The sequence below is a fragment of the Pseudocolwellia sp. AS88 genome, assembly GCF_030551755.1.
Lineage (GTDB): Bacteria > Pseudomonadota > Gammaproteobacteria > Enterobacterales > Alteromonadaceae > Pseudocolwellia.
This window is the reverse complement of record NZ_JAUPEC010000005.1, coordinates 60,963-72,470: the sequence shown is the minus strand read 5'-3', so window position 1 is coordinate 72,470 and position 11,508 is coordinate 60,963. Positions and strand designations below refer to the sequence as shown.

Below are 11,508 nucleotides of genomic sequence, written 5' to 3'. Positions count from 1 at the left end.
GACAATAAACAGTGCAGACTTACACCATTATTAATGATATTAAATCGCTATTTATGCTATATTTCTGCCCGCTATTAATGAAACAAAAAACTGCATGGTAGTGGGATTATCAACCTTCTACTATCATTACAAAACCATCCACATTTAGGTATATAAACATGATGAAATTTGAAGGAAGTCATATACTTTCTGTATCGCAATTTGACCGCGATTCCATTTCTCGTATTTTAGAAGTATCTTCTCTTATGGCACCTTATGCGATGAGACAAAAACGTTGTACCGTGCTCGATGGTGCAATTTTAAATAATTTATTTTTTGAGCCTAGCACACGTACTCGTGTTAGCTTTGGGGCTGCATTCAATCTACTTGGTGGTTTTGTTAGAGAAACAGTAGGCCAAGAAAACTCATCATTAAGTAAAGGTGAGTCATTATTTGACACCGCTAGAGTGATTAGTGGCTACTCAGATGTTATTGCTATGCGTCATCCGCAAATGCATTCGGTAGAAGAGTTTGCTAAAGGCAGTAGCGTACCTGTAATAAATGGTGGTGATGGTGCAAACGAACACCCTACTCAAGCATTACTTGATTTGTTTACAATAAAGTCTGAAATGACGCCTTTTAATAAAGGTTTAGATAATTTAAACATTACGCTAATGGGTGATTTAAAACACGGTAGAACAGTGCACTCATTATCTAAGTTATTAAGCTTATACAAAAATGTAAAAGTTACTATGATTTCGCCAGATGCGTTGAAAATGCCTGACAGTGTTATATCTACATTAACCAATGCGGGCCATGAAATTATACAAACAGATAAAATTGAAGGTAATCTTGCTTGTGATGTGATTTATCAAACACGTATTCAACAAGAGCGCTTTGCTAGTAAAGATGAAGCGGATTTGTATCGTGGTCACTTTAGTTTAAATAAAGATGTTTACCGCCAATACTGCAAAGAGAACACCGTAATTATGCATCCGTTACCTAGAGATTCTCGCCCTGATGCGAATGAATTAGATGATGATTTAAATGAACTAGATAACTTAGCTATTTTTAGACAAGCACAAAATGGCGTACTTGTGCGTATGGCCTTATTTGCTCTTACCTTAAATGTTGAAAGTAAGCTTACCCAATATGAACAGCCGGTAACTTGGCATACAAACAAATAATTAGCACGACTAAATACTGGAACGACAACATGAATAAATCTGAACAACTATTTGAAAATGCGCAAAACACCATCCCTGGCGGCGTTAACTCTCCTGTACGTGCTTTTAATGGCGTAGGCGGAACTCCTCGTTTTATAAAACGTGCTGAAGGTGCTTATATTTATGATGCTGATGATAAAGCTTACATAGATTACGTTGGCTCATGGGGGCCTATGATTTTAGGTCATAACCACCCTGCTATCTTAGATGCGGTGATTACTACAGCGAAAAATGGTTTAAGTTTTGGCGCACCTACCGAAATTGAAATCACCATGGCTGAAAAAGTTAAAGAGCTTGTTCCATCTATGGAAAAGCTACGTATGGTAAGTTCAGGTACAGAAGCCACCATGAGTGCTATTCGCCTAGCTAGAGGTTATACCGGTCGAGATAAAATCTTAAAATTTGAAGGTTGTTATCATGGTCATGCTGACTCATTACTTGTTAAAGCCGGTTCAGGTGCATTAACGATGGGAGTTCCAAACTCTCCTGGTATACCTGCTGATTTTGCTAAACATACATTAACAGTAAGCTTTAATAATATTGAAGAAGTAAAAGCTATTTTCGAAGAATATAAAGACGAAATAGCCTGTATTATTGTGGAGCCTGTTGCAGGTAACATGAACTGTATTCCTCCTGTAGCGGGATTCCTTGAAGGCTTAAGAGAAGTTTGTGATCAAAACAAAAGTGTCTTAATTTTTGATGAAGTAATGACAGGCTTCCGCGTAGCTCTTGGCGGCGCTCAAGCTCATTACAACATAGTTCCTGACTTAACCACATTAGGTAAAGTTATTGGCGGTGGTATGCCTGTTGGAGCTTTTGGTGGTAAAGCTGAAATCATGGATTATATCGCACCTGTTGGTCCTGTTTATCAAGCCGGTACTTTATCTGGTAATCCGATAGCAATGGCTGCAGGTTTAGCGTCATTAAATGAGTTATCAAAAGGTGACAAACATCAACAGCTCGCTAAAGGAACTGAAAAGTTATCTTTAGGCTTAAAAGCTGCTGCAGAAAAACATGGCATAGCATTAAGCATTAATTACGTAGGTGGTATGTTTGGTTTTTTCTTCACTGATTCAAAAGAAACCATTACAACCTTTGCACAAGCAACAGCCTGTGACGGTGAGAAATTCCAGAAATTCTTTCATTTAATGTTAGAAGAAGGAGTGTATTTAGCGCCTTCAGCCTTCGAAACAGGCTTTTTATCAACAGCTCATACAGATGAGATTATTGATAAAACGTTGGTTGCTGCTGACAAATGTTTTGCTCAACTTTAAGCAATCTGAAATTTGTTAAACTCAATATTTAACAAAGTAGCTATGAACAGATTCGCTTAAATAAACGTAAGGGTAGATATATAAAATGTATCTACCTTTTTTATACAAGAAGATGTAAGGGCTTTCATTGAGAAAAGGGTTAGAAATTAAAAAGGAAAAACTCAAAATAGAAGGGAGAGAAGATATTCTATTCTTTTAAATTACGAAGTTATTGTTTGAGGTTGCCTGGGAGTCATAACTTCATTATTTTGATAACGGTTTACTTCACTATTTAACCAGTCATGAGCTTCTTGCCAACCCATTTCTAACCCCGAAAACATTTTTACATTCCAATTATCAACTTTACGTAATTCCACCAACTTCTCAGCTTCTAACCTTGATTCTTCCGTATAATAAACAAAGGCTAATGCAATAAGATTATCTTCTGAAATCATATTAAACTTAGTTTCAAACGATAATGTGTAATTATTAATATTATTAAATAAGCAAGCGAAACCATTAGCCTTTACTGGAGCTAATGTTTTTCGAACCTCTTCACTCATTTCTAAAGTCAGCGTCACACCTTCATCAATAATCGTTTCAATAATATTATTAGGCAGAATATTGAAGGTAACAAAATCTAAACGATATTTCATACATACCTCTGTTGTGATTTTTCAACAAACATCAAACTAAGATTGAGAACATCTAGAATGTAACGAGAAAGGTTTAAGTATTTTAAATTTTTGACCTGAATTTATATCAGATTGATTACATTTTTATATGTAAAATACTGCTAAACCTTTACATCACATTAACAAGGAATACCATTTTATTTCACAACTTGTAAAGTGCAATTTATAAAACTTGACAATCAAAGGCTACTATAAAAAATAAACAAAAAATCAAAATAAAAAATAAAAACATTTAAATACAAAAAGTTAAACTAAGGCACAAATAGACACCAGATATATAACTTAAAACATAATATTATATAAACACATAACCTTATAACGTTATACCTATCAAAAACTAGTTCCCAAAAAGCTTATCAAACCACGAATCAGGTTTAGATGTACCATAAGAACAAGCCTCTAATGTTTGTAGGTAATTATTATTGACCGGCAAAGTGATAGTTTCATTGCAATTATCAGAAACTGCATTACCTGTACTTTTCTCAAAAGTAACAAAATCAATGTTTTCTGGAGGATTTAATTGCTTATTCGTTACACCTTGTTTATTCATGTAATCAGCAAAAAGTACCAAAGCCCCACTACTACCCGTAAGTGTAGTAGGTTTATTGTCATCTCGCCCAACCCAAGATGTAACTAAGTGCTTATTATCGAAACCAACAAACCAACTATCTCTTTGGTCGTTCGTTGTACCTGTTTTCCCTAATATTTCTTTATTAGGCAATCGCCACGTTAATGATCTTGCCGTACCTTCTTTAGAAACTTTTGATAAAGCATAATCTAACAAGTAAGATGCTTGAGAAGAAAATAGCTGCGTATCTACCCTTTTAAACTGCCAAAGTGTCTCTCCCTGAGAAGAAATAACACGAGTAATAGCATGACCTTCTTTACGATAACCACCGGATGCTATGGCTAAATAAAACTGGTTAACTTCTACTGGCGACATATTAATAGACCCTAAGAGAATCGAAGGGCGAACCGTAATATCTTTATCAAATCCTAATACATGAAAAATATCCGCAACGTTTGTTAAACCTATTTTCATGCCTAAATTAACAGTAGGAATATTTAACGACTGTACTAAAGCATCAATTAAGTTAACTTGTCCGCGATACTCACCATCATAATTTTTAGGGCTCCATTTACTACCGTTATCTGAAGTTAGTGTTATCGACTTATCTTCTAAAACCGTTGCTAAAGAATAATTTTCATAACGTTCCAAAGCAGCCAAATATATGGCTGGCTTAACTAAGGATCCTATAGGTCTGTTAGCATTTATTGCCCGGTTAAAACCGGCGTAACCACTTTTTTTGCCCCCCACAATTGCTTTGATCTCACCCGACTGAATATCACTCACCACCATAGCAGCCTGCAATTCATTTTTTGCATCAAGTTTGGGTAAACGTTCTTCAACAGTATCTTCTAAAAGTTCTTGGCTGTAATGAGAAAAACCAGTAAATACAGAAATGCCTGATTGCTGATCATATTTACTCATTAACTCAGCAAGTTCTTGTTTAACTAATTGCATATAACTTGGGAATTTTTGACGAGAAAGTCGGCGCTCTTCTCTTACTGTAAGGGGCGATTCGATAGCTTTAACAAAATCAACTTTGCTTACTAATTCTTTTTCAAACATCAACTTTAATACCAAATCACGTCTAGATTTGGCATTCTCAGGTTTTAACCAAGGATCGTAATAACTTGGGCCTTTTACAATACCGACAAGCATTGCTGTTTGTTCAACCGTTAATTGGTCAATGTTTTGATTAAAATAGAATTCAGCAGCTAAACCAAAACCATGAATAGCGTTGGCATAATTTTGCCCTAAATAAACTTCATTAATATAAGCTTCAAGTAATTGGTCTTTACTGTAACGGTATTCCAGTATCAACGACATTATGGCTTCGTTAGCCTTACGCCATAAGGTTTTATCTCGCGTTAAAAACATATTTTTAACTAATTGCTGTGTTAGCGTACTGCCACCTTGTACCGTTCTGCCTGCTAAAATATTACTGTAAAGCGCTCTTGCAATGCCTAATGGAGATACACCTTTATGAAAGTAAAAGTTACGATCTTCCACCACCAACAGAGTATCTAACAATAATACAGGTACATTACCTATCGGCGTTAATACCCGATCTTCTTTACTTGCAGGTAAAATACGGTCCATCAAGATAGGCTCTAAACGCACTAAATTAACGCCGTGGTTATCGACAAATAATTTACTAATATTGCCATTAACAACATCAATTTGAATTTTATTAGCCACTTGCATTTCATTAGAAAAACTAAAAGCTCGACGATAAACCACAATTCGCGATGCTGACATCGCATATTCACCAGGTTGTCTTACATTGCTTACTCGCGAATAGCCTGCAAACTTTAATGAAGCCGCTAAAACTTTAAGATTAATAGGATCTTCGAGTTTAAAAGCTTCAGCTTTTGAGAAAACTTGAATTGGCACTTCCCAACGTTGGCCTTCAAATTTATTCCTTACCTTTCCATCTAAATAAATACTGTAAAGAAATAAAACTAATACGAGAATAAAGAAAAGCTTAGCTGCAGTTTTTGCACACCAAATAAAAATACGTTTAGATTTTGAAGGAGAGTTTTTTACTTCAGGTGCTGAAGTTTTTTTAGTAGTTTCTTTTTTATCTTTTTTTGTCGGCATAAATAACTTGAATTAGATGAATATTTTGAAGGGTGATTATCCCAGCATTATATACCCAAACCATATGAATGTGCAGATTTGCAACTTTAAACACTTTTCAACAGATGAATTCATCAAGCCAATCGGTATAATAGCGATACTTATTATGTTCATACCAATCAAATACGTTTGGTATTAGGAAAAACCATGTCAGCATTTAACTTACTCGTTATTCTTGGCTCTACAGCTTCAGGTAAAACAAAACTTGCTGTCGATCTAGCACGCTCTCTAAATGGCGAAGTGCTGTCAGCCGACTCCAGACAAGTGTACAAAGGCTTAGATATTGGCAGCGGTAAAGATCTCGATGAATATCAAGAAATCCCTTATCATTTAATCGATATTGTTGAACCGGGTTATGAATATAATATCTTTGATTTTCAGCGTGATTTTATTGCAGCTTTCGAAGATATTACCTCTCGCAATAAGTTACCCATATTAGCGGGTGGCTCAGCTTTGTATGTTGATTCAATTATTAAAGGTTATCGCTTAGTTGAAGTTCCTGAGAACCCTGAACTACGAGCCGAATTAGCAGAGCAAAATCATGAAATGCTTGTTGAACGATTAAAACAACTAAAGCCTAATTTACATAACACTACTGATCTTATTGATACACAACGTTTAATTCGAGCAATAGAAATTGCTGAAGGTGAAAAAAACACACCAGAAAATATCGCTTACTTCCCTAAACTAACACCTTTTATTACCGCGATTAATTGGCAAAGAGAAATAGTTAAACAAAGAATTACCGCACGTTTAAAAGAACGTTTAGAGCAAGGTTTAATTGAAGAAGTAGAACAACTACATCAGCAAGGAGTATCGTGGGAAACCCTTAATTTCTATGGCTTAGAATATCGATTTGTCGCGCAATATTTACAAGGTCAGTTAACAAAAAACGATATGTTCCAAAAGCTCAATAGTGCAATTCATTTATTCTCTAAAAAACAAGCCACATGGTTAAGACGTTTAGAAAAAAACGGCACCAAAATACATTGGTTAGACGGTACTAAACCAACTTTAGAACAAGTGATGAAACATATAGCATCAACTCATTAGGAACTAGTTATGATCTCTAAAATACGTATAAATTCGACAACAAAGATTAGCTTACTATTAGCAGTTTTTTTTACTTCTAATGTATTTGCCCATCAAGGTGAACATTGGTTATTAGTAGATAATTTTGAATCGACAACATCGATCAATAACTGGGTAAATGCTGATGTTCAAAACGAAACAAAACCCTTTATCAAAAATCCACAAGTTACGATTATTGAAAGCGAATTAGATAAAAACAATAAATACTTACTAAGAAAACCCGCAGCAGAGGGAGTAGTAGGTAACCGTAAGGCTATTAGCTTTTTACCTTTACCTAAGGAAGTTGACGTTGGCGAAACCTATACTTTTTATACCCGCGTTAACGTTGAATACTTTCCTAATAATCACTCTTTTGGTTTAAGTAACTTAACACCTGAAAAAATCAAAACAGAAAACTATAACGCCTTTGAACCTATGATACGTATTACAGATAAAAAAGAGTCTGACGGATCAAAAAACGATGGTTCATTAATGGTATTAAGTGGCGCACATAAAAAATATAAGTCGATAGTAAACCCTGAAACAGGTAATAAAGCGGCACCTTTACAGGAAGGGCAATGGTATGAAATATGGTACGTTATCAACAACTCACCACTTAAAGATGGCGGCCAAAGTTACGATTTATATGTAAAAGGTGGGGAATTCAAAACACAGCAAAAAGTATTTACTAATGCCAACTTCAGAATGAAGCGTGAACAAGCACTTACGCACTTTATGGCGATTTGTAATACGGGCCCTAAAAACAAACCTTATGGCAATGGCGGCGTAAAATACGACGACATTTATATGAGTGAAGGTTTAGAACTAAGCTCACCTATTCACTAGATTAGTGCCTTAATTGTATTAATTAAGACTTAATAACAAGTAATCTCAACCCAAGTTGAGGTTAAATAGATTTAGCTAACATCAAGCAAACTTGATGTTAGCTCAAATTAATCTTTCATCAAATGACATTTAGTTTGACGCGTTGCCTTAGCATTCACTGGGTCATCAGGCCAGTAATGGCGTGGGTATTGAGATTTCATATCCTTTTGCACCGCTTTATAACTGCCCTGCCAGAATGCAGCTAAGTCTTGCGTCACTTGAATAGGTCTTTTGGCTGGAGATAAAATTTCAAGTACTAAAGGAATAGCGCCTTTATCACTCGCCTCATTATTTCCGTTTTCATTATGCCCAACTGTTCCTACACACGGTGTGGTTGTTAAGCCATAAAGCTCTTGCATAGGCAGCGACACTATAGGTAAACGTTCATCTGTATAACGAATAGCACATCGTCTTTTAGTAGGACCGATAAAGTATTCAGGAGCTGCTTTTACTAAGGTTTGTTGTTGCTGATAACTTAACAGTGATAAAAACATCTCAGAGAAATCACACTTATTTAACTGCTTTTTACTTTTTATATCACCTACAAAAGGCTTAAACCAAGTATCACTGCTTGTCAATAAACTGGCTTCGTCTACACACGGTAAATCTAAGCTTTTGTTGTATAAAGTTAACCAGCGCCATCTTAATAATAACGCTTTGTCTTGATCTTTTAATGTAAGAAGACTTAAACCTTGTTTGAGTAATTCTTTCGACCACAACTGTGCAACCAAATCATTACTCAGTTGTTCTGGTGATGCTCTTTCATCAATCACCAAGGCATTTACTTTTGTTAGCTTCTGCGCAGTAATTCGATCAACTTTGGCATTATAAGTGGTAATGATTTCGTCAGTGGATTGAACAATCCCCCACTCAATAAGCTGTTCAATATCTACAGGAGCAGCAAGCTGTACCATCATATTAGGTAAGCCTCTAGTTTGCGGTGTTGGTATTTGCACTTCGCTTACTTGTGCGGCAACAATATAGGTTTCACCTAATAAAGCATCTTCCAGGTTTACCGTGATGCCTTTGCCTGCGGTTGTTACATATTCGCCCGTTTGTTGGCTGGTTTTACTTGTTGATTGGACGTTAGAGTCATAACGATATTTAGCAATACGCTCTGGGTAAGCTAAAGCGAGTAATACACCGCTATAATGCACAGGTAATTTGCTATGATGTTTAACACTGCTATTGAACTTTTTAGCTAATTGATCCGCTTGTTTAAATACTTGATGAGCAAGATGTCCGCGAATTTCTCCATTCAGTAAAGCATCAACTCTATGCACTAAATTACAATTAAAACGCCCTTGATCGCGAGAAAAAACATCTCGTTCTTCTAACATTGCCGCGATTAAGCACGCTAAAGACAATAAGCCCTTCTCTTTATATTTATCTTCTAAAGTCTTTGCCATAATAATCATATGGGCATAACGAGGATGGCAAGATACTTTAGAAACCGCTTTACCATGTGATGTTAATTGGTTTTGCTGGGTTACAATATTGAGTGACTGCAACTCCTGCCAAGCTTGTTGTTCTTTTACTTGTGAGGGTAACTCAATCAAAGGTAAATCAGATAATTGAGTAACGCCCCAACGTGCAGCTTCAATCACAAAAGGTAGTAAATCAGCTTGTTGAATTTCACTTTTACTATTTTCGTCACGTCGGCTAAAGTCTTCTTGGCTATATAAACGTAAGCATTTACCAGCGCTTAATCGACCAGCACGCCCTGCCCTTTGAATAGCCGAAGCTTTAGAAATGGTATGCTGTTGTAATTTATTGGTTAAGCTTTTGGGATCATAAATGGCGGTTTTTTCAAAACCACAATCAATAACTAAGGTCACGCCTTCAATCGTTAAACTGGTTTCTGCAATATTAGTGGCAAGTACAAGTTTACGTTCACCATTAGTTAAAGGTGCTATCGCTTTTTGTTGTTCAGCTATAGAAAGTTCACCATATAAAGGACACAGTTGAATAGAAGCGTTTACTAATTTATCAGCTAAATTTTGACACAAGTATTTAATGTCAGCCACACCAGGTAAAAATACGAGAATAGATCCATCATGTTCCACAGCTTGTTGTGCAATAACTTTTAACGCATGTTCTCGCCATTGCTTTGCCGATGAATAACCTTGTTGAAGTCGTTGAGTATTTAAAACAGGAGAGTATTCGATATCAACAGGAAAACTGCGCCCTTCACTTGCTAGTGTTACCGCATCAGGTAACTTTTCAGTTAACGATTTTACCGCCAAAGTTGCCGACATAATAACAAGTTGTAAATCATCTCTTAGCGCTTGCTGAACATCTCTTGCTAACGCATAAGCTAAATCACCATGCAAAGAACGTTCATGAAATTCATCTAAAATAACTAATCCACAACCGCTAAGCTCAGGATCATTCTGAATGATTTGCGTTAAAATACCTTCAGTGATCACTTCTAAACGTGTATTGCTTGAAACCTTAGCATCATTTTTTAATCGGTAACCAATAGATTGGCCAACAGGCTCACCTATTTGCTCACTTAAATAGCAAGCAATATTTTTAGCCGCGACACGGCGAGGTTGTAATAGATATATTTTTTTATCTTTGTACTGCGCTAACGACAACAACCACAAAGGCAAGCGTGTTGATTTACCTGCACCAGGAGGAGCCATTAATATCAACGTATTATGTTGTTTTAAAGCAGAAAGAAATTCATCTTTAATTGCATCTATCGGAAAGTGTTGAGTCATGAGAAATATAATGAAAACAAAGTTACAGGCGTTATAACACAAGTAACAAAAGTTCGCAGCGAGTGATTAAAACCATTAACTAAAAATTACACGCATGTAAGGTTTTTTTTGTTGTATTTAACTATTTGGCTTGAACTTAATGTAGTATTCCACTCAATTTTTAAAATACTATTGAAACTATGACGCAAAAAATATCATTACGTAAAGCCACACTTATTAAACGTTATAAACGCTTTCTTGCTGATGTGATTTTAGAAAATGGAGAAGAAACTACAATACATGTGGCCAATACAGGAGCAATGAGTGGTTGTGGTAGCCCTGGTGATACAGTTTGGTATAGCACCTCAGATAATAAAAAAAGAAAGTATCCGTTCAGCTGGGAGTTAACAGAGAAAGCCAACGGCGATCTAATCTGTGTTAATACTCACCAAGCTAATATATTTATACAAGCTGCGATAGAGAATGACGAAATTGAAGCACTAACAGGCTTTACTGAATTAAAACGCGAAGTTAAATACGGAATAGAAAATAGTAAAATTGATATCTTGTTAAGTTATGCTAACAAACCAGATCATTATGTTGAAATAAAAAGCGCAACGCTTCTAGAAAACGGCCAAGGCTATTTTCCCGACACAACAACCGTGCGTGGACAAAAGCATTTATCCGAATTAATGAATGTAGTGGCAAATAAAGATGGAGCAGTTCTTATCTTTGCCATTATGCACTCAGGTATAAAATCTGTATTACCTGCAGAGCATATAGACAATAAATATACGCAATTATTCAACCAAGCTAAAAATAGTGGCGTAAAGATTATTGAATATCATGTGCCGTTATTAGATTTTTATAAGCTCGGCGAATAACAGGCTTTCATATTAAGCCTGTTATTATGCTATAAAACGTGAAAAAGATTGACTCGGGCGTTGAAAGACTGCTAAAAGGTCATGTTAAAAATTAGCTACAAAC

General features: G+C 35.8%; 8 protein-coding genes. 5 read left to right on the top strand and 3 right to left on the bottom strand.

The genetic code is table 11. The features are described 5' to 3' along the window. Positions 1-158: 158 nt before the first annotated feature. Positions 159-1,166 carry an aspartate carbamoyltransferase gene (locus Q5N69_RS05280; RefSeq protein ID WP_304367816.1) on the top strand — a complete coding sequence of 336 codons (1,008 nt, stop codon included), beginning with the start codon at positions 159-161 and terminating at the stop codon, positions 1,164-1,166. A 29-nt stretch (positions 1,167-1,195) separates the two neighbouring features. Next, positions 1,196-2,479, top strand: a complete 1,284-nt coding sequence (gene hemL, locus Q5N69_RS05275; protein ID WP_304367815.1) for a glutamate-1-semialdehyde 2,1-aminomutase — start codon at positions 1,196-1,198, stop codon at positions 2,477-2,479. A 200-nt stretch (positions 2,480-2,679) separates the two neighbouring features. Here the strand turns inward: hemL and Q5N69_RS05270 are convergent, their stop codons facing one another. Beyond that, complete coding sequence (locus Q5N69_RS05270) at positions 2,680-3,114, bottom strand: hypothetical protein (protein ID WP_304367814.1); 435 nt, start codon at positions 3,112-3,114, stop codon at positions 2,680-2,682. A 376-nt stretch (positions 3,115-3,490) separates the two neighbouring features. Then, positions 3,491-5,821: a penicillin-binding protein 1B gene (gene mrcB / locus Q5N69_RS05265; RefSeq protein WP_304367813.1), complete on the bottom strand. Its 2,331-nt coding sequence runs from the start codon at positions 5,819-5,821 to the stop codon at positions 3,491-3,493. 186 nt (positions 5,822-6,007) lie between these two features. On the opposite strand from mrcB, the gene miaA reads away from it, so the two are divergent. Continuing rightward, complete coding sequence (gene miaA / locus Q5N69_RS05260) at positions 6,008-6,913, top strand: tRNA (adenosine(37)-N6)-dimethylallyltransferase MiaA (protein ID WP_304367812.1); 906 nt, start codon at positions 6,008-6,010, stop codon at positions 6,911-6,913. Positions 6,914-6,922: 9 nt separating this feature from the next. Beyond that, positions 6,923-7,777: a hypothetical protein gene (locus tag Q5N69_RS05255; RefSeq protein WP_304367811.1), complete on the top strand. Its 855-nt coding sequence runs from the start codon at positions 6,923-6,925 to the stop codon at positions 7,775-7,777. Positions 7,778-7,884: 107 nt separating this feature from the next. Here the strand turns inward: Q5N69_RS05255 and hrpB are convergent, their stop codons facing one another. After that, on the bottom strand, positions 7,885-10,542 hold the full coding sequence (gene hrpB / locus Q5N69_RS05250) for an ATP-dependent helicase HrpB (RefSeq protein ID WP_304367810.1): 2,658 nt from the start codon (positions 10,540-10,542) through the stop codon (positions 7,885-7,887). A gap of 179 nt (positions 10,543-10,721) precedes the next feature. Here hrpB and sfsA point away from each other — a divergent pair, with 179 nt between their 5' ends. Then, the gene (gene sfsA / locus Q5N69_RS05245) at positions 10,722-11,405 is read left to right on the top strand and encodes a DNA/RNA nuclease SfsA (RefSeq protein ID WP_304367809.1); all 684 of its coding nucleotides are present in this window, start codon (positions 10,722-10,724) and stop codon (positions 11,403-11,405) included. The last annotated feature ends 103 nt before the right edge of the window (positions 11,406-11,508 follow it).